The 19,538-nt window shown below is 62.7% G+C and carries 17 protein-coding genes; 4 read left to right on the plus strand and 13 right to left on the minus strand.

Features of this window, described 5'->3' with window-relative positions; all coding sequences use genetic code 11:
- Window positions 1–8: 8 nt before the first annotated feature.
- From SKTS_RS00215 to SKTS_RS00230, 4 genes are all read left to right on the plus strand, one after another.
- Complete coding sequence (locus SKTS_RS00215; protein WP_173058630.1) at window positions 9–497, plus strand: diheme cytochrome c; 489 nt, start codon at window positions 9–11, stop codon at window positions 495–497.
- A gap of 129 nt (window positions 498–626) precedes the next feature.
- Window positions 627–1,523, plus strand: a complete 897-nt coding sequence (locus SKTS_RS00220) for a cytochrome b/b6 domain-containing protein (RefSeq protein WP_173058632.1) — start codon at window positions 627–629, stop codon at window positions 1,521–1,523.
- A 32-nt stretch (window positions 1,524–1,555) separates the two neighbouring features.
- Entirely contained in the window at window positions 1,556–2,215 is a 660-nt protein-coding gene (locus SKTS_RS00225) for a response regulator (RefSeq protein WP_173058634.1), read from the plus strand.
- Window positions 2,212–3,615, plus strand: a complete 1,404-nt coding sequence (locus SKTS_RS00230) for an ATP-binding protein (RefSeq protein WP_173058636.1) — start codon at window positions 2,212–2,214, stop codon at window positions 3,613–3,615. Before SKTS_RS00225 ends, SKTS_RS00230 begins: the two co-directional genes overlap by 4 nt.
- Before the next feature lie 100 nt (window positions 3,616–3,715).
- Here the strand turns inward: SKTS_RS00230 and SKTS_RS00235 are convergent, their stop codons facing one another.
- The 13 genes from SKTS_RS00235 to SKTS_RS00295 all read right to left on the minus strand — a co-directional run bounded on the left by SKTS_RS00235 (window position 3,716) and on the right by SKTS_RS00295 (window position 19,530).
- The gene (locus SKTS_RS00235) at window positions 3,716–5,788 is read right to left on the minus strand and encodes a TonB-dependent copper receptor (protein ID WP_173058638.1); all 2,073 of its coding nucleotides are present in this window, start codon (window positions 5,786–5,788) and stop codon (window positions 3,716–3,718) included.
- Between the two features lie 88 nt (window positions 5,789–5,876).
- A complete protein-coding gene (locus SKTS_RS00240; RefSeq protein ID WP_173058640.1) occupies window positions 5,877–6,281 on the minus strand; it encodes an ExbD/TolR family protein in 405 nt (134 codons plus the stop codon).
- A 10-nt stretch (window positions 6,282–6,291) separates the two neighbouring features.
- A complete protein-coding gene (locus SKTS_RS00245; RefSeq protein ID WP_173058642.1) occupies window positions 6,292–6,948 on the minus strand; it encodes a MotA/TolQ/ExbB proton channel family protein in 657 nt (218 codons plus the stop codon).
- A gap of 12 nt (window positions 6,949–6,960) precedes the next feature.
- The gene (locus SKTS_RS00250; RefSeq protein ID WP_173058644.1) at window positions 6,961–7,641 is read right to left on the minus strand and encodes an energy transducer TonB; all 681 of its coding nucleotides are present in this window, start codon (window positions 7,639–7,641) and stop codon (window positions 6,961–6,963) included.
- Window positions 7,642–7,819: 178 nt separating this feature from the next.
- Window positions 7,820–8,308, minus strand: coding sequence for a TlpA disulfide reductase family protein (locus SKTS_RS00255; protein ID WP_244617399.1), 489 nt, complete (start codon window positions 8,306–8,308; stop codon window positions 7,820–7,822).
- Window positions 8,305–9,534: a sialidase family protein gene (locus tag SKTS_RS00260; protein ID WP_173058646.1), complete on the minus strand. Its 1,230-nt coding sequence runs from the start codon at window positions 9,532–9,534 to the stop codon at window positions 8,305–8,307. Before SKTS_RS00260 ends, SKTS_RS00255 begins: the two co-directional genes overlap by 4 nt.
- 11 nt (window positions 9,535–9,545) lie before the next feature.
- A complete protein-coding gene (locus SKTS_RS00265; RefSeq protein ID WP_173058649.1) occupies window positions 9,546–11,828 on the minus strand; it encodes a TonB-dependent receptor in 2,283 nt (760 codons plus the stop codon).
- 232 nt (window positions 11,829–12,060) lie between these two features.
- A complete protein-coding gene (locus SKTS_RS00270) occupies window positions 12,061–12,726 on the minus strand; it encodes an urease accessory protein UreH domain-containing protein (RefSeq protein WP_173058652.1) in 666 nt (221 codons plus the stop codon).
- Window positions 12,727–12,820: 94 nt separating this feature from the next.
- Window positions 12,821–13,630 (minus strand): acyl-CoA dehydratase activase, encoded by an 810-nt coding sequence (locus tag SKTS_RS00275; protein ID WP_173058656.1) that lies wholly within the window; start codon window positions 13,628–13,630, stop codon window positions 12,821–12,823.
- A complete protein-coding gene (locus SKTS_RS00280; RefSeq protein ID WP_244617400.1) occupies window positions 13,627–14,907 on the minus strand; it encodes a double-cubane-cluster-containing anaerobic reductase in 1,281 nt (426 codons plus the stop codon). Before SKTS_RS00280 ends, SKTS_RS00275 begins: the two co-directional genes overlap by 4 nt.
- Complete coding sequence (locus SKTS_RS00285; RefSeq protein WP_173058659.1) at window positions 14,888–15,895, minus strand: 4Fe-4S binding protein; 1,008 nt, start codon at window positions 15,893–15,895, stop codon at window positions 14,888–14,890. Before SKTS_RS00285 ends, SKTS_RS00280 begins: the two co-directional genes overlap by 20 nt.
- Window positions 15,882–17,240 (minus strand): hypothetical protein, encoded by a 1,359-nt coding sequence (locus SKTS_RS00290; protein ID WP_173058662.1) that lies wholly within the window; start codon window positions 17,238–17,240, stop codon window positions 15,882–15,884. The genes SKTS_RS00285 and SKTS_RS00290 overlap by 14 nt, the downstream gene beginning before the upstream one ends.
- A gap of 13 nt (window positions 17,241–17,253) precedes the next feature.
- On the minus strand, window positions 17,254–19,530 hold the full coding sequence (locus SKTS_RS00295; RefSeq protein WP_173058665.1) for a TonB-dependent receptor: 2,277 nt from the start codon (window positions 19,528–19,530) through the stop codon (window positions 17,254–17,256).
- Window positions 19,531–19,538 lie beyond the last annotated feature (8 nt).

Below are 19,538 nucleotides of genomic sequence, written 5' to 3' on the forward strand. Positions count from 1 at the left end.
AGCCTGCCATGAAACGCATATTTGTCATCATCACCCTGCTCGCCGCCGCCCCGGTGTGCGCCGACGGGAACGAAAATCTCGCCCCGGCGGCGACCAACCAGAAATGGAAAACCGAATGCAGCGCCTGCCACATCGCCTACCCGCCCTCCCTGCTGCCGGAGCGTTCGTGGCGCAAGATGATGGGCGGCCTGGACAGGCACTTCGGCCAGGATGCCAGCCTGGACGGGCCGACGGCGCAGGAAATCACGGCCTTTCTGGTAAACAACAGCGCCGAGCGAGGGGCCAACAAACGCGCAAAAAAAGTGCTGGGCTCTCTCGGCCCTAACGAGACCCCGCTGCGTATCAGCGAAACCGCCTGGTTCGTGCGCAAGCACGATGAAGTTTCCCCGCAAGTCTGGAAGCGGCCAAAGGTGGGCGGCCCGGCCAATTGTTTGGCCTGCCACGGGGGCGCGGAGCGCGGCGATTACTCCGAGCATCAGATCCGGATTCCGCGATAACATGAAACTCGCACAGCGAGCCTGCGTCCCCCTCTCCCGCTTGCGGGGGAGGGCCGGGGAGGGGGAAACAGTCATGGCGAATTATAAAATCCGGGGTGGCTCCGTTGCCATGACTGTTAGGGAGGAGGTATGAAAATCCTCGTCTGGGACTTGCCCACGCGCCTGTTTCACTGGCTGCTGGCGGCGAGCTTCGCGGTCGCCTACCTCAGTGCGGAAGAAGCAAACTGGCTCGCTGTACACGTTTTCGCCGGCTACCTGATGCTCGGCCTGCTGGGCTTCCGCCTGGTGTGGGGCTTCGTCGGGGGGCGTTATGCGCGCTTTTCTTCCTTTCACTTCAGCTTAAGGGAAGGTCTCGGTTACCTGAAACAGGTTTTTGCGGGAACCGCCCAACGCCACCTCGGCCACAACCCGGCGGGTAGCTGGGCGGTGTATCTGCTGCTGGGGCTGGCATTGCTGGCGGGGCTAAGCGGGCTGGTCACGCTGGCGGGCCAGGAAGGACAGGGGCCACTGGCGGAATGGGTGCCATATGGCTCGGCCAAGGCATTCAAGGAAGTACACGAGGCGCTGGTCAATGCAATGCTGGCCATGGTGATCCTGCACTTGGCAGGCGTGGCGCTGGAAAGCTGGCGCCACCGCGAGAACCTGGCGCGCGCCATGCTCACCGGCAGCAAGGAAGGGACACCCGAGGCCGCTGCCTCTGCAAAGCGCTCATTTAGCGCGTTGCTGTTGCTGGCTGCGGTCGCTGCAGGCGGGCTCTGGTACTTCGGCAGTGCCGCCGTCGCCGCCAGGGAACAGGCTGCCGGCTACAAGATCATGCGCTCCATTGATCCACGTGAAACCCCCCTGCGCATCACCGAAACACCCTACTGGAAGGGCAAGCATCGGCCTATCGCGGCCAGCGTATGGCGCAGCGCCAAGGTCGGCACCAGGGCCAATTGCGTTGCCTGCCACCAAAACGCGGAACAAGGCATTTTCGTCGCCAGCGCCATCCCCCGCGAAGTGGCCGCCAGGGTCTCCTTGCGTTAGACTGATCCACATGACAAAGACTCCAAAATATTATGCGCCTGTTGCTGGTTGAAGACGATCCGCTGCTCGGCGACGGCATCCGCGTCGGCCTGACCCAGGTGGGTTTCGCCGTGGACTGGGTAAAGGACGGCCTGGCCGCCAAACTGGCGCTGGAAGCCGGGGATTATGCGCTGCTGGTGCTCGATCTCGGCCTGCCCCGCCTGTCCGGCACGGATTTATTGAAATGGCTGCGCGGTACGGGAAACAGCACGCCGGTACTGATCCTTACCGCCAGGGACACGGTCGGCGACCGGGTGCGCGGCCTCGATGCGGGCGCCGACGACTACCTGGTCAAACCCTTCGATCTGGACGAACTGGCTGCACGCATACGCGCTTTGCTGCGCCGCGCGGGCGGGCGGTCGACGCCGCTCATCGTCCATGGCGCGCTGCAGGTCGACCCGGCGTCCCGCACGGCGGCGCTGGCGGGTGTTGCCGTGGAGCTTTCTCCCAGGGAGTTCGCCGTCCTGCTGGACTTGCTGGAAAACGCCGGCCGCGCCCTGTCGCGCGAGCAGCTGGAGCAAAGCCTTTACGGCTGGGGCGAGGAAGTGGAAAGCAACGCGGTGGAAGTGCACGTCCACCATCTGCGCAAGAAACTCGGCGCCGAACTGATCCGCACCTTGCGGGGAGTCGGCTACATGATCGATAAACCATGAAGAAACCCACTTCCCTGCGCGCCAAGCTGCTCCTGCTGCTGCTCGGCGCAGTGACCGTCGCGTGGCTCGCCACCGCCCTGTTCACCTATTTCGACACGCACCACGAGATCGACGAGATTTTCGACGCCCAGCTGGCCCAGTCCGCCAAGGTGTTGCTGGCCCAGGCGGCCCATGACATAAAGGAGAGGCGCGGCGACCACGACGGCGTGGCGGGGGAGGTTCGCTCCGGCGACCACAAATACGAACGCGAGCTCGCCTTCCAGCTTTGGGACAACGAGGGCCGCCTGTTGCTGCGCTCATCGGGCGCACCCGAGCAGCTTTTGTCGCCCGGCTATGCCGCAGCTCACCCGGGCGAAAAATCGCATGACCATCATGGAGAACATCGCGGACGTTTCGAAGATGTCACGATCGCTGGCCAGGGCTGGCGCGTGTTCAGCCATTGGGACGAGGAAGGGGAAGTCCTGGTGCAGATGGGCGAACACCATGAAGTGCGCCAGGAACTCGCCGCCAACGTGGCTGGGCGGCTGCTCCTCCCCCTGGCGCTGGGCTTGCCGTTCCTTGCCTTGCTGGTATGGATCGCCCTGGGACGCGGGCTGGCGCCGTTGCGCAAGGTAAATAACGAGGTGGCGGCGCGCGACCCCGGCTATCTGGCTCCCCTTGCGCGCGAGGGCATTCCGGCCGAAATCGCCCCTCTGGTGGATTCCCTCAACAGCCTGCTGACGCGGCTAGGAGAGGCGCTGGAAAACGAGCGCCGCTTCACCGCTGATGCCGCTCACGAGCTGCGCACCCCGCTCGCGGCCCTGAAGACGCAGGCCCAGGTGGCCTTGCGCGCGGAAGAACCCGGCCAGCGCCGTACGGCGCTGGAAAACCTGGTGCTCGGTACCGACCGCGCCACCCACCTGGTGGAACAACTGCTGACCCTGGCGCGGCTCGACCCTGCGGCGGAAAACGCGGCAATTTCCGAGCGCTGCGACCTTGCAGCCCTAGCCCGGCGCACTTTGGCCGACCTGATGCCGGGCGCGCTGGCCAAACACATCGAACTCGAGCTGACAGGCGCCGAGTCCGCTTCGGTCACAGGCAGCCCGGCCATGCTCGGCATCCTGCTGCGCAACCTGGTGGACAATGCCATTCTTTACTCTCCCCCGGGCGGCCGGGTCGTGGTGTCGGTCGAAGCCGGGCGCCTGGAAGTGACGGACAGCGGGCCGGGCATTCCCGACGAGGAGCGGCAACGGGTGTTCGACCGTTTTTACCGCGTACTAGGCCACGAGGTGCCGGGCAGCGGCCTGGGATTGTCCATCGTCAGGCGTATTGCGGACCTGCATGGCGCAAAGCTGACGCTGGGAGAGGGTGAGGCAGGCAAAGGACTGCGAGTAACGCTGGAATTGGCGCATTCCATATAGCCATGAAAAGGGGCGGTAAAAACCGCCCCAGGCATTTTCAACTCGTTCTTTCTTCAAGATCCAGCCGCTGCGGGCAGCCGGAACCGATGAGGACAGGCGATCAATCCAGCGCGATATTGAGTTTGATCCAAATATTTCTTCCCGGTTCGTTGACCCGGATCGTCTGGTCGAAACCGGTCACCATGGCGCCGGAACGGCTGATATGCTCGGCGTAGGTCTTGTCGAACAGATTGTCGATGCCGCCGGCGATCAGCACGCCCTTCTTGGGACGGTAGCCCGCGTTGAGCGAGAACACGCCGAAGCCCGGGGTGCGGCCGATGTCCTGGCCGACGATGTTGCCCTTGTTGCGGTCGAAGCGGTCCTGTTCCGACACCAGGCGCAGCAATGCGCCGGTAGACCAAGTCTTGTTGTCGTAGCTCAGTCCCAGGCGCACTTCCAGCGGCGGCAGCTGAGCCAGCGGGGTGCCGTCGGTGTCGTTGTCGCCGTGTACGTAGGCCAGCGTGGCGTCGGCCTTCCAGGTGCCGGTGAGCGCATAGCTCAGGCCGGCTTCGCCGCCCCAGGTGGTCGCATCCACGTTGCGAACAACAGAAATTGTCCTGTTTCCGGCGGCATAAGTTTTGACGACACCGGACTGAACCATGATGTAGTCGTCGATTTTGCTGTAGAAGCCGGAGAGCGAAGCGGTGAGTTTGCCATTGTTGAAGACCATGCCGGCGTCGAGCTGGTTGGTTTTTTCCGGCTTGGTGTCGAAGGCGCTGTGGGTGGTAAGGCTTTCCTTGTTCGCCGAGATCAGCTCCCAGTAATCGGGGAAGCGCTCGGTGTGGCCGAGGCCGGCGTAGAGCGTGGTGGGCATGACTGCCAGGTCGTGCTCGTAGCGTGCGAAGCCGCTGGTGAGGGTTTTGTCCCGGCTCATGCCCGCGGTCGGGTTGGTATAGGAGTACATCAGGCTGGCGGCGTCCTTCGTGCTCAAGGTGGCGGCGCGCTTGTCCTGAGCGTTCCAGCTGTCGGCGCGCAGGCCGGCGACGACCTTGTCGCGCTCGGCCAGGTAATGGGTCAGCTCGCCGAATAGGCCGTAATTGCGGAAATTTGCGTCCTCGCTGCGCGCCGCGCTGGTGTAGTTGTCGGCCGTTGCGCCCATGCCGGTGCGCAGGGTGTGGACGTTAGACTGGTAATCGGCTCCCACGGTGGCTTTGGTCGCGTCGTTGAAACGCAGGGTGATCGCAGCGCGGCCGCCGATCGTTTCGCGGTCCGGGTTGTTGACCATTCTCGCCGCCGTGCTGGCTACGCTGCGCAGGGTGTAATTGTCCATCACGTGGTCGACGTAGTTGTAATAGGCCTGGGCCTCGATTTTTTCCACCAGTTGGGAAAGGTTCTTTTTCTCGAACTTCAGCCCGACGTTTTCGCGCGAGAACTTGACGCCGTCCATGGTGCGGTCGGCATAGGCGGCCTGGCCGTCGCTGCGGACCCCGGAGACTTCCAGCCGGGTGTCGTTGTCCGGCGTCCAGCCCACCGCGGCGCTGGTGCTCCAGCGGGTGTAGGCGGAATGCACGCTCTTGCCGTCGCCGTCCTTGTAGTCGTTCGAGTCGGAGCGGGTGCCGGTGCCCTGGAAGTAGAAGTCGGGCGTGCCGGCGCGCACGTCGGCGACTTGGTCGTTACGGCCGAAACTGCCGGCGGTCAGGCTGCCGTTGAATTTCCAGCCCGGCTGCGCAAAGCGCTTGATGTCGCGTTCAAACAGCACTGTGCCGGCCGAGCTGCCCGGACCGTAAAGCACGGACTGCGGGCCTTTGATGACGGTAATGCGGTCATAGGATTCGGGGAAGATGTAGGCCGTGGGCGGGTCCATGCGCATGCCGCAGCCGCCCATGATCTGTTCGCCGTCGAGCAGGATGTTGAGACGAGACGCCGCCATGCCGCGGAATACCGGGTCGCCGTCGGTGCCGCCCTTGCGGATCACGGCGAAGCCGGGAATGCTTTTGAGGATGTCCGCCCCGTCGTGCGCCGGCACGGGCTGGCGCGGCGCCTTGGGGTCGGTGACGACTACCAGCGGCTGTTCCATCATCGGCGCGGTGACCACTACCTCGCCCAACTGCGTCGCCTTGTTGTCGTCCGCCGCAACCGCCAGGTTGCACGCCAGCAGGCCGGTAACCGGCCCCCACCACAGGTGCTTCAACATTATTCTTCCCTTTAGCACTAACACAAAGCACGTATGCTAATAGCGGCGGGCGAAAGGAAGAATGCGACACGTTGTCGCAGGGGTGCCTCTACTGCGGCAAGGTGACGAACCCGAGTTTGCTGATGCCGGCCCGGTTGATCGCGGCCATGACCTGCGCCACGCGGCCGTATTTGACGTTTTCGTCGGCGTGCAGCTGGACATTGATGTCGGGCGTCGCGGCGCGCAGATTTTTCAGCTCGGTTTCGAGAATATCGAAATGAATGGGGCGCTGGTCGATGTAGACCGTGCCCTGCGCATTGATGGCGAGCTGAATCGTCTGGGTCTGCTTGAGCGGCGCGACGGCCGCCGTCTTGGGCAGGTCAACCTTGACAGCCTGCATCAGCAGCGGCGCGGTGACGATGAACACGATCAGCAGTACCAGCATCACGTCCACCAAGGGAGTGACGTTGATATCCGCCATGGCGGATTGTTGCGAGGAAGTGTGCAGGGCCATGGGAGGCGTCCTATTTCAGCGTGAAGCCGGATTTGAGGGCAAGATGCAGGAAATCGTTGGCGAAGGCTTCCAGTTCCGCCACCTGCAGGCGCACCTGGCGCAGGCCGTAGTTGTAGGCCAGCACGGCGGGGATGGCGGTGGCGATGCCGATGGCGGTGGCGATCAGGGCTTCGCCGATCGGCCCGGCCACCACGTCGAGACCGGCCGAGCCGGTGCGGCTGATGTCCTGGAGGGCGTGCATGATGCCCCACACCGTGCCGAACAGGCCGACAAAAGGTGCGGTGGAACCGACGCTCGCCAGCACCATCAGGCCGCTTTCCAGGGCGTGCTGCTCTTTTTCGACCTGGGCGCGCAGGCGGCGCTCCAGCACAGTCTGCTTGTCGCCGCTGTTTTGCAGGCTGTGTTCGCCCCCCTTCTGCATTTCCTGCAGGGCTTCGAATCCGTTGTTGCACAGCCGTGCAAGCGGCCCCTCCGCCTGAGCCGCCGCAGCCTCGGCCTGCGACAATCCGTGGGCATTCCAGAATGCCTTGCTGAACGCCCGGTTCTGGCGCGTTTGCTGCCATTGCAGCCAGCCCTTCATCACGATCAGCGTCCACGATGCCACGGAGAACGCTATCAATAGCCACAATGTCGCGGCCACGATGGTCGAAGTCGAATGTCCAAACATGAATTACCCTTCCTAATTTTCCAATTTGAATGTAATCGGCACTTCAACCCACGCGGTCAACAGCTGACTGCCCCTGCGCGCGGGTATGAAGCGCCATTTCCTGACCGCTTCGAGGGCTGCCTGGTCGAGCGAATCCGAGCCGCTGCCGGCCTTCAGCTCGACCCGGCTGCACGAGCCGTCGGTTTGCACCTCCGCGCGCACCAGCACGCGGCCCTCGATGCCGCGCCGGCGCGCCGCCATGGGATAGGTCGGCGGCGGGTTGTTGAGATAGGCGGCGTGAAAACGCGGCGCTTCCAGCACCGGTTCCGGGGCGCTCCTGGCCGGGGCCTCCGGAGCCGGCACCGTGGGCGCGACCGGTGCCGCAACGGCAACCTGCTCCAGCGCCGGTTCGGCCTGTTGCGGGAGCGGCGGGCGCGGCGCGGGGTCGGCCTGTTGCGGGAGCGGCGGGCGCGGCGCGGGGTCGGCCTGGCGAAGCTTCGGCCTGGGTTCCGGTCTGGGCGGTTCGGGCGTATGCGGCACGATCTTGGGCTGCGGCGGCGGAGGCGGCGCCAGCAGCGCCACCTCGATTACCGGCAACGGCCTGGGCGGCTGGATATCGGCGCGCAAATGGCTCAGTCCATACCAGGCGCCGGCGTGGGCGAGCAGCACCAAGCCGAGGACCGGCAGCCATTTGTTCGTGTTCCGGTTTCCCATGGTCGTCAGATAATCCTAGGAGCCTGTCGGACTTAAAGTAAATCGGCTGCAAATCCGCCTGGCCGGTCCATATTCCGCTGCTTTTTTGGGCAATAGAATGACTATTGCCCAAAAAAGCAGCAAAATCTGTCCTCGCCCAGCCGAATTTTCGCTTCGATTCTTCAAGTCCGACAGGCTCCTAGCGAACAACCTCGCGTTTTATCCAGTTAACCGTTTCCGCTTCGTCCAGCTTGCCGCTTACCACGCGCGCTTGGTGGGTGGCGCCGTAAAAATAGGTGTGCGGCAATTCTCCACGCCATCTGCGGTCGATTTCGAAATGCAGGCGCTCCACGAAACTGTCCGCGAATACCCAGGATTGCGCCTGACCCAGCCCGTATTTATCCAGCACCGCGGCAATCGCCGCGCTTTCCTCCACCGTGTCGGTGGAGACCAGTACCAGCGGCAGCTGGGGGTATTCCTCAAGCAGTTTGCCCAGCTGTTCCAGGTTGGCCTTGCAATAGATGCAGCTGAGCGACCAGAAAGCGAGAATGAAAGGCTTGCCGGCATGGGCCGACGCCACCTCCTTCATGCTCCCCGGAACGAACGGTCTGGGCGCCGGGGAGGCGGCTTGGGCGCTGTAGGCCCAGATCCAGATCAGGATGAAACCCAGGGTTCGACGCATGTTCATGGCCTTATCTCCAGCAGTTGCAGGCCGTCTTTTTCCGTTTGCCAGGACAGGAAAGCCTTGTCCTGCTGGCCGATCAGCAAGGGATGGTCGCTGGCGCCCGCAGACGCGGCGAGGCGGCGAGCGCCTGACCACGTGGCGCCGCCGTCGACGGAGTGCATTTCCTGAACCAGGGATTCCTTGCCGTCGAACTCTTTCCACACCACGAAAACCCGACGCCCCTGGCTCAATACGTCGGGGTGAGCGGCCTGAGCGTCTTCGTTGCCGAACGGGATGGGCGCGGAAAAGGTCCTGCCAGCGTCTTTCGTCGATCCGTAGAACAGCCCGTGGCGCTCCGGCCCGTTGTTAAACCAGACCATATGGTAGATTCCGTCCGCGCCAATGGAGAGGGCGCCGCCGTGATGGGGGCAGCCGCTCACTTCCCAGTCATCGTGGGTTGCGCGCACCACCGTGGCGGGTCCGTCGAGCCGGGCGAGTGCGAAATCGCGCGTGTTCCGGCCGAAAATGTGGCGCCAGAAAACCACGGGCTTTCCTTCAGGGTCCATTGCCAGCGCCACCCGGCAGCACTCGCAGGAATGGTCGGCCAGTTTGACGTTGGGGAGGAAGGAAGCGCCGTTGTCGTCCGAGCGTGCGTAATACACGGCTGCGCCGTTGTATGGCCGGCCTGTTTTCTGGGCGGCGGAGAGATCGCGCTTGTCCAGCCAGGCAAGATAGACCTGCCCCTGCCCGTTCACGCCCATCGCGTCGAAGCGATGGCTGATGATGTCCGGATTGTCGTTGACGGTGAGTGGCGGGGAAAATGTTTTGCCGCCATCCACCGAGCGGCTGAAGCGGATGTGGCCGGTCATGGGCTTTTCCAGGCCCTGCGTGTATGAAACGTAGACCACGCCTTTGCGCACGAGGATCTTGGGGCGGTTCTCGCCTCCCCCCAGGATGTTTTCCGGCTCAAGGTTGATTTTGACCGGCGGGCTCCAGGTCTTGCCCCGGTCATCGGAATGGTCCGCCCGCAAATAGCCGTCCAGCGCCGATGTCCGCCACAACCGCCCGTTCTCGTCGAACGTGGTGGAGCCGGCGAACGAAGGCACGGCCAGCGCCGCTTTCCATTTCGCGTCCCGTTCCGCGGCGGCGGACATGGCTCCATGATCCATGGGAGCCGACTGCCCCGTGGCCTGCGACACCAGTCCCAGGCCTGTCGCCAGAACGAACCAGGCCAACGCCGCCTTATGCATGGAAGCCGTCCTCAATAATCAAATTTAACCTCGGCATGGAAAGTACGCTGCGGCATGGGGTGTGCGAGATAGTGCTTATAGTTGTTCAGATTATCCACTCCCAACGAGGCCGTGTATTGTTTTGCCAGCTTGTAGTTTACCCGTGCGTCGACCACGAAGAAGCTGCTGGTTCCGCCATAGGTATTCGGGTTGATATCGGAATTGTCCAGCGTGTTGAACTGTCGCCCGCTGTAGCGTGCCGCCAGGGTGTAGCTCAGGCTGTCTCCCTGGTGCCAGGTGGCTGCGGCAGTGGCGCGCCAGTCGGGCACGCGCGGTTGCGTCTTGCCGACGGTGCCGGGATTCCTGTCGTTCTTGAGAATCTCCGAGTCGGCATAAGTGACGCTGCCGGACAAGTCCAGCCCGCGCAGGCCGACATCCTTGCCCTGAAAAGCCAGTTCGATGCCGCGCGTGCGGATCTTGTCGATGTTCTGGATGTTGGTCACGGTGGGGAAAACCGTGATGTCGGTCTGGCTGTAAAGCGCGTCATACGCGTCGTCCTGGAACAGGGTCATGCGCAGCAAGCCGTTTCCCAGGTCCCGTTCGGCGGTCAGTTCGCTGGAAATGGCTTTTTCCGGCTTGAGATTGGGATCGTTGTTGACGATGGCTCCGGAACTGATGCTGCCCTGGAACAGCTCGCTCACCGTAGGCATGCGGTAGGCCTTGCCCAACGACGCGCGCAACAGCCAGTCGGAGGTGGCCTGCAGGGAAAGCGAGGCCTTGGGCGAGAAGAAGCTTTCCGTCCGCTCGGCATACCCCAGGGTGGTCGTGCTGTTCGAGATTGACCCGCCAAAGGCGTTCCAGCGCTCCTGTCGGCCCCCCAGCGTCAGCTTCCAGCGGGGCGCAAGGCGCCACGCATCCTGGACATACACCGCCTGCGTTTCCGTGTTTCCGGCAAAAGCCGAAACACGGCTGCCGGCACCGCCGGACAACCAGTTTGCAGTGTTAAAAACCCGGCTGTCCAGAAGGTAGCGGTCGTAATGGTAGCCAAAGCTCACCTCGTGGCTTCCCTTCTCCAGGCCAGGCTGCCAGTTCGCCCGGAGATCGAGGTTGCGCCAGCCGGTGCCGTCGTTGAGGGTGATCTGGCCCGCGCCGCCGTTTTGGGCGGTGGGAAGCGCCGTCGTTGGCGAGCGCTGTTCATCCGTGCCGAAATTGTAGTAGCTTGCGGCGGCCTCGAAGTTCCACTCATCCCTGCTGTTGGTTTTGAGCGTAAGGCCATGCATCCAGTGTTCCTCGATCCGCTTGCTCGGCTGGAAAACGCTGGCATTGAGGGCGTATCGGAAGCCGTCTATATTGACGTTGCCGCTGTAAACCGGGTTGCCGGCTGCATTGCGTAAATAGCTTTGCACCGAAACATCCGAATCGCTTTTCCAGTAACCCAGAATGTAGGAGGCGCGCACGGTCGGCGAAATATCGTAGGCCAGCTTGACCTTGAGGTCGTCCTGTACGGCGTGGTCGATGCTGGTCGCCCCCAGTACCTGGCGGCCGGCGCCATTGGGGTCGGTGTCCCGATATGCGCCAGTCACCACCGTGTCGCCACCGCTAGCCGCTGTAGTGGAAATGGGTTTTGTGGCAAAGCTCATCGGATGGCCTTTGCTGTCCAGATGGTTGAAACTGGCGAACCACGCCAGGTCGTCATGACGATTCCCCAGCAAGGCGTTGACCTGGTATCCGTCGTAACTTTCGTCGGTGCCATAAAGCTTGAAGTTTTCCTGAAAGGCCTGGGCCTTGGCGTGCGCCTCGAATTTATCCGGCATGCGCGTCGACATCAGAATTGTGGCTCCCATCGAGTTCCCGGGATAGGCGGCGGCAAAGGGCCCGTAAATCACGTCGATGCGCTCGACTTCCTCCGGCGACACCAGGCTCCAGCGCGGCGGGAAATTGTAGCTGTTGCCAAGCAGGTTGGACAGCAGCAGTCCGTCTGCATAGACCAGTGAGCGGGCGCTAACCAGGGTGCCGGAAGAGCGCGAAGCCACGATACTGTTGCGATCGCCGATGTAGCGCTTGCGAATTTGCAGGCTGGGCAGGTACTTCACCGCGTCCTCGACGTTGACGACATTCACCGTCTCGGCCATCTCCTTCGCCGTAATCCCCTCCGTCACCGCCGGAACATTCCGGTCGACGGCGGATTTCGCGCCGCTAACCACCATTTCCTGCAGCACGGCATCGTCTGCCGGGACGGCGGTCGCAGCAATGACAGACCCGGACATCCCCGCGCACACTCCGGCCACCAAAACCCGCAAAATTCGGCTATTCATTTTGTTTTTCTCCCCAATCAGGATTTGCATGTTAAATGCGAAGTGCCGCTGACTGCATGCGGCATAGCGCCGCGCGGCAATATGCCGCACCTGATACGGGGGGTTAGGAGGGGTGAATTTGCGAAAGCTTGATCGAAGTCATTCTTCCGGCGGAATAATTATGACCTGAATTGGCGCTTTCCGGAGTGATCAGGAACGCCGGCTATGCATGGCCAGCTTTGTGGTGCAGTGTTTACACCATCATCAGCTTGCGCAAACCCACTGCGATCAGCACCGCCGCAGCGCCGTAGCGCGCCCATTTCACCAGCCAGGGGCGGTTCTCCCGCAACTTGTCGCCGAACAGGCCGAGCAGCGGCAGGAGCAGGAGCAGCGGCGTCAGCGCGGCGCCCAGTCCGAATGACAGGCCGTAGCCCATGCCTTCGATACCGCCGCCGGAAACCGAGCAGGCGGCAAGCAGCGCTGCCAGCGGGGCGCATGGCGTCAGGCTGAGGGAAAAGCCTAGCAGCAGGGGCGGCATGGCGGCGGCGCGGCGCATCGCGCCGCAGGCTTGCCGGCGTTCGGGCAGCAGCAACCAGGCTCCGGCGGCGATGCTCGCCAAGCCGATGGCGACATGGCCGACGCCGCTACCGAGTGCGTGCGCCAGCCAGCCGCCTAGCGCCCCGGCCAGTGCGCCGAGCAGGCTGTAGGCGGTGATGCGCCCGAGCAGGAACAGCCCGGTGTCGCGCAAAGCGCCGCGCCCATTGCCGCCTCGCCCCAGCACCCAGGTTCCCATGAAAGGCAGGCAGGTTACGGTACAGGCGGTCAGGCCCATGGTCAGGCCCAGGCCCCAGGCGGCGAAAAAGCCGATGGGCGGTGGCAGTTCCAGCGGGACGGAGTTGGGCATGAGCACGTCAAGCATGATCGAGTTTTCCTGATTTACTGGAAGCTGAACGGACTCGGACGATCTTTATGCTGCGCGCGATCATCCCGCTGGAAGGCGGCGAGCATAAACATCAATCCTCTCGATTCTCGGACAGGAATTCGCTGCGCGCCAGGATGGCCGCGCCGAAGGCGGTGGTGGTCTGGGGGTGCTCCGGCACCACCAGTTCGCGTCCCAGTTCATCCTGGATCGCGGCCACCAGGCCCTTGTTCAGAGCCGGACCGCCGTCGAAATAGATGCGGTCCTCGATGCCTACCCGCTTGGCCAGGCGCACGGTGCGCTTGGCGATGGAGTAATGGATGCCGGCCACGATCTCTTCCTTGCCGTGGCCGTTGGCCAGGAGGCCGATGATCTCGGATTCGGCGAACACGGTGCAAGTGCTGTTGATGGACAGCGGCGCGCCTTTGCCGTTGAAGTGGTAATCCCCCAGTTCCTCCAGGTCGATGTCCAGGTTGCGTGCAGCAACGTCGAGGAAGCGCCCGGTGCCGGCGGCGCATTTGTCGTTCATGGCGAAGTTTGACACGTTGCCCGAGGCGTCGATCTGGATTGCCTTGGAGTCCTGGCCACCGATGTTGATGATGGTGCGCACTCCGCCGAAGGCCTTCCCCGCCTCGTGGGCGCCGATGGCGTTGGCAGTGATTTCGCTGATCGAGTCGTCCGCTTCCTTGAACAGCTTGCGCCCGTAGCCGGTGGCGATGACATATTTGACTTGCTCGCGCTGTAAGCCGTGTTTTTCCAGCAGCACGCGCAGGGCCTCCCTGGCGTTCTTGTGAAACAGGCTGCCGGAGTCGGTGACGTGCACGCCGACGAGTTGGCTGTGCTCGTTGACCAAGGCAAGCTTGATGGCCGTGGAGCCGATGTCGATTCCGATGAAATGGTTCATGCGCGCTGCCTCTTGCGGGTCTTGATGGATTCCAGGAATGCCTCGATGCGGGTCGAAAGCTGGCCCATGTCGTCCGGACTGTAGTCGGTTTCCACGTAAAGCATGGGAATGCCCTCTTTGCGGAGTGTTTCCGCCACGCTTCTCTGCTCCATTTCATATACCTGGCAACCGGCGAAAGCCTGGTACACCACGCCATCGACGGCGAAGCTCCGGGCCAGCTCCACCAGGCGGCGGCGCCGGTCGTCGTTGTTGGTGAAGATCGGGCAGGTACAGGGCTTGAGGTATTTGTCCGCCAAACTGTCGACCATGTCGTTGACCAGCCATTCGTCCACTGCGGTCATGTCGTAGAGCATGCGGTTGGCGGAGCAGGTCTCGTCCGCCACCACCACGCCGCCGGCCTCCTCGATCAGCAGGGGCAGCTTGAGGTTGGGAAAAATTGGCGGCGACCCGGTGAAGAGGATGCGCGGCGCTTTCTTCTGGGCGGCGCAAAAGCCGTCCTTTTCGCGCTGTGCCAGTTCGGCGTTGAGTTTTTCCACCGCTTCGGTCCAGCGCTCGATGTCGTCGAAGAAGTAGGCGTTGGTGACCAGAAACACGTCCTTGCCCAGCACCAGCGAGGGCGTCTGGCGGCGGAAGTTGTGCAGGGTGCGAAAGGCCGCCTGCGCACGGCCAGTTCTTGCCATGGCCGCCATCAGGTTCTTGCGGCTGAGTTTCTTCCCGGTGAGCTGCCGCAGGCGCAGGGCGAAATCCCGCACCGAGCGCCGCCAATACTCCCTGGACTGCTCGCTTTCCTTGGCAGGGGGCAGCTCCAGATCGTAGACGGTGTGCCCCATGCCCGCCATCATTCCGCTGGCCTTCTTTTTCTGGTCACAGGTGGTGGGATTGACGATCAGGTCCAGCTTGCCCACCTTGGGGATCGCCGTCTCCGAGCTGAGCATGCCCAGGCTGGCCTTGACCATGGCGCAGGATTTGGCCGGCATGAAATCGGCGCCGACCTGGTCGTAGTGGTAGGAACCGTTGCACAGGCGCACCGGTGTTGCTCCCATGGCGTAGATCAGTTCCTCCGGCGCATGGATGCAGGTCGTTCCCACCCGCACGCCCTGCCGCTCCAGCGATTCGCCATGGCAGTAGGCGCGCCGGAACAGGTCGTAGAAATAGGCCATGGCCGCCGGGTTGTCGTCGAAATCGTCGGTCAGGTGGTCGAGCATGGTTTCCGCTTCGCGCGCCTGGCGGGTGCGGTTGTAGGGCAGGTCTGCGATTTTAGTGTTTGGGTTGTTCAAGGCCGATTCCCTTCTGGCAGCGTTTGATGAAACCGGTTTCGGTGGATTCGAAGATGGAAATGCCGGCAAAGGTGGCCTTGAGCGCGCCCGGCTCGGGGCAGGAAGCAACACACTTCAGGCATAGGGTGCAGTCGTCGGTCATGATGTCCTTGGTTTCGATGTCGTCGGCAATGGCGCGGATACCCATGTCGCAGACGGTATAGCAATCGCCGCAGCGGGTGCACTTGTCGCCGTTCTTCTTCAGCTTGAGCAGGGCCGGCTTGGAGATCAGGTAGTGCAGCGCGCTCATCGGGCAAAGGAAGCAGAAGAAGCGCTTCTTGACGAAGGAGCCGACCAGGAACAGCGCGGTGACGGCCATGCCCAGCGCGGTCATGGCCAGCGCCGTCTTGCTGGAGAAGTCGATGCTGAACTGGGAGAAGTCGCCCGTGAACATCGGCAGGATCATGCGTGCCGGACAGATCAGGCAGAATGGCGGGCTCATGTCGTGGGAGAAGATGCCGCCGCCGACGCCGAGAGGGATCAGGATCATCAGCAAGAGCAGGATGTATTTGATCCTGGTCAGCTGTTCGAACTGTCCCCGGCTGTAGCTGGAGTAGCGGATGCCGAGGCGGCGGCGCAGGGCGGTGATCCAGTCCTGGATCGTGCCGAGCGGGCAGACGAAACCGCACCAGCCCTTGTTGAGGACGATGAACCACAGCGCGAAAATCACAAAGCCGGTGAGTATGGCGATGCTGGCGGCGCTGAACAGCATCGGCCAGGGGCGTCCCAGCTGGTGTTGCAGCGGCAGCAGAAAGCATACGCCAGCCCGGCCTTCCTGGTTGTAGCCGCAGGAAAAGAACGGCAGGCGCGTACCCAGGTCGACGGCGAGATAGCCGCCATAGACGAAGAGGACAAAGCCGACGAGCTGGAACCAGAAACGAAAGCGGTTGAAATCGACCTGATTGACGGCGTTACGCAGCGCCTGCAGGCGGGGCTTACCTGGCGTCATCGAAGCGCACCTCCCGGAAAGGTTTGACCCGGCGGCGGCGGTAGAGATAGACCGCTGTGCCGCAGAACAGTGCGATCAGCAGGGCGACGCCGAGGCCCCAGGCATAGGAACGATAGTCCTCGGGCGAAGGGTAGTAGCTGCCGGACAGGGTGGCCTGATAACGTACATTTGCGTAGGGCTGATCCTGGTAGCGGCCCGCCTCGGCGGCATTGGCCTCGGCGATGAGCAGGAAAGTCGCCTTGAAGCGCTTCTGAAAATCGTTCCAGGGTGGGAAGTAATCGCGCAGGATCTGGAAGCTGACGCGGCCCTGTTCGTCGCTCACCGCTTCCTTGATCCAGCCCTGGTGGCTGACGAAGCGCACCCGTGCGTCTTGCAGCGGCAGACCCTTCTGCAGGACGAAGAAAGCCTGCTCGTCGCCGGACTTGAGCTGGAAAAACAGCTTCTCGTTCGGCAGCTTCTCGCGCACGATCTCGATCGCTGCGGACTCCAGCGCCCTTGGTGCGGTCGCCGCCTTGGCGATCTCTTCCTCGTCGCCGCCATGGCTGAAATTGTTCACTTCCGCCTTGGCCACGCTGACGTTCAGCGTGTCGCCCTGTAGCTTGCGGGTGGTGACATAGAGCCGGTAGACGCCCTGTGTCGGCATCTCGAAAGAGAGATTCCTTCGGCCCTCGGTGGCCGGAGGAAGCGGCGCGCCTTCCGGCTTGCCTTGTGGCGTGACCAGCAGAATTTCCGGCGCCGCACCGGAAACTTCGCGGTAGAACGAGGATTTCTGGGGATCGGAGCCGCTGCGCAACCACAGCCGTTTCACCGGCGGACCACTGCGCTCGCCGCCCATGGCCATGCCGCCCATGCCGCGACGCGGCGGGCCATCGCCGCGCATCGGCGGCGAATCCGAAAGCCACACTGCCCCGCCGCTGCGCATTCCCATGCCCATGCCGCCGGGTCGGCCGCCATTGCCATTGCGGTTGGCTTCGTCCGGCTTGGCGGTAGCCAGCGGCGGCATGGCCGTCGCTGTCCCCGGCTTCTGCCCGTTGCCTGTGCTGTCCGGGCGCATGCCACCCATGCGGTGGCCGTCAGTGGCATGAGCCGTGGTCGGTGCGGTGGCATGATCGGCGATCGGGGCCCCGCTTTCCTCGGTCTTGGCACGTTCAGTTGCACGTTTTTGGTAAAAAGCGCGACGCTCTTCCTGTGTTGCATTCTCGGGCGGACGTTGTCTTGCATACGCGCCCCCGGCATCCGAGCCATCCGGAGTCCGCGGCGACGTTCCAGCATCGCCATCCTGCGCCAGGACTAGGCCAGTCGCCAGCAGCATCAGCAATGTCGGCACGAACCGATGTGTCATCATGTTCATGATCGGATCAGAACTTGTAAGACACGCCGGCGCGCAGAGTCAGCGGCGTGTAGCTGCCGCTATTGCCCTGCCCGGCGGATGCAGCCAGCATGCTTTGCCCGGCGATGGTCGAGTAACCGACGCGGGTCGCGTATTTCTGGTCGGTGAGGTTCAATGCATGCAACCAGAATGACCAGTCCTTGCTGCGATAGCTGGCGCGCAGGCTGTAAAGGTTGGGCCGTGAATAGCTGCCGGAATTGGCAGTGTCCACGTAGTAGCTCGATATGTGGTCGCCTTCCAGCTCGACTTGCCATCCGGGCGCCGGTTTCACCGCGATCCGCAGGTTCAGCCGCTGCCTGGGCATCGCCTGGTAGGAGTTGCCGCTGTAGTCGGTCGTTATCGTCTTGTAACTGTCGTAGTAAGCGCGCGCATTGGTATAGGTGGCCCCGATATCCAGCCAGCGGGTCGCCGCCCAGGTAAACATGGACTCCAGCCCCTTGGCGGTCAGCCCGCCGGCGTTCTCGTTGATTTTGCAGGCGGCGCCAAGATTCAATGCTACGGCTTCGGCGGTAGTGCAGTCGCGGGCGACGACGAATCCTTTGTTGGAGGAGTGGTACACGGCAATGTCATAGTGCAGGCCGATGTTCTCGAAGCGGCCGCGGAAACCGATTTCCTTGGTGAGTCCTTGCTCTGGCTGCAAGACCGCGCCGATGGTATTGCCGGCGGTTCCCTTCGTTGTCGAATCCAGGAGCGTCGAGGTGGCTGGTGGGTTGAATGTTTCGCCGACGTTTCCCCATACCAGGTGGCTTTTGTCGAGTTCATAAGTGACGCCGCTCCTGAGGACATTGTCTTTGTATGTCATCTCCACGTCCTTGTTGGCGGCGGTTCGGTCATCGGCCGTGTTGGTGACCTTGCCGAAGCGCTCGCCGAGATGGAACCGCAGCTTGTCCACAGGCGAAAATTCGACGTGAAGGAAGGGCGTGGTTTCCTTTTGCCTGGTCACCGACCCCTGCCCTGTCGCGGTCATGCTGCCTTGGGCCCATTGTCCGGATTGGGCCTGGAGAGCGTTATAGACGTTGTTGTACGTCGCCGAATCAGATGTGGTTTCGTACATGTCGGCCCCGACATAGAGGGTCGACTTGGCGAAATCGAACTCCTGACGGTACATCGCCGTTGTGGTGTCGGCCGTGCTAGTGCCTTTCTTGAGTGTATTCGTCATGGCAGGGCTGTTGTTGTTGACTGCCCGGCACTTCACCGTCTTGCCCACCGGAATTGGTGCTGCCGCGGTGCTGGCATCGTCGCAGATCACGTTGTTGGAGCCACCGGAGCCGGCGCCGCCATTGGCGGTAGAGTCGTCGCTAACCTGAGAGTGTGCAAGCGTGAACTCGCCGCGTTCGCCGATCAGTTGCTGCAAACGCGCGGAGTAGGTCTCGTAGTCGTCAATCGCCTGGCCGTAAGTGCCTGCCTCGACTTGACGCCAGTCCTGGTCGAACTTGGTCATACGCAGGCTGCCTGCCCAGCGGTAATCGTAATGCAACTGGCTGAGGCCAAGGGTGATCTTGGTGCTGTCGGTGGGGCGGAACTGTGTCTTTAAGGACTGTCCGTCCTTGTGCTCGGCGGCTGCGTCCTTCGCTGCGGGCGCGCTGCTCAAGCGCCAGCCGTCGTTGTCCATGGTGCTGCCGCTAACGATGAAGCCGAAACGGCCGTCCGCCGTCGATGTGCCGGCATTTCCCTGCGTGCGCTGGAAGCCCCAGCTGCCAGCTTCTTGCGATAACTTGGCGCGGAAGTCCTGTGGCGGCTGGCGGGTGGACACGCTGATCGTGCCGCCCAGGGCACCACTGCCATAGAGCGCGGATGCCGGCCCGGTAATGATCTCGATCTGCTCGATGTCGGCCATGTCGACTTCGTCGAGGATCGAGGTATTCGTCGCGATGGCGCGCATCCCGTCGACCCGGTTTTCGGTATATTGCTTGCCGCCATCCGGAATCCGCATATTGCGCACCATGCTGATGCCGGGAACCCGTTTGCCGAGTTCCAGCAGGTTGTTCACCAGTTGCAAGTGCTCGATGTCCTGCTGGTCGACTACTGCTCCGGAGATAGGCGTGTATTCCGTTAGCTTTCCCAACTCGGTGCGTTCCTGAACCGGTTTGTCGGACTCTGCAGAAACCTTCATCTCCTTCAGCTGGACTTCGTTGTCGTCGGCAAGGGCGCCACCGGAACTGAAAGCGCCGAGCGCTACGGCAATAGCAATGGCCATTGGCCGGTGAACGCCACGCTCTTCGGCGGCTTGAGACTTGCGAACCATTGTGCTTA

Origin of the sequence: Sulfurimicrobium lacus (assembly GCF_011764585.1) — a bacterium.
GTDB classification, from domain to species: Bacteria; Pseudomonadota; Gammaproteobacteria; order Burkholderiales; family Sulfuricellaceae; genus Sulfurimicrobium; species Sulfurimicrobium lacus.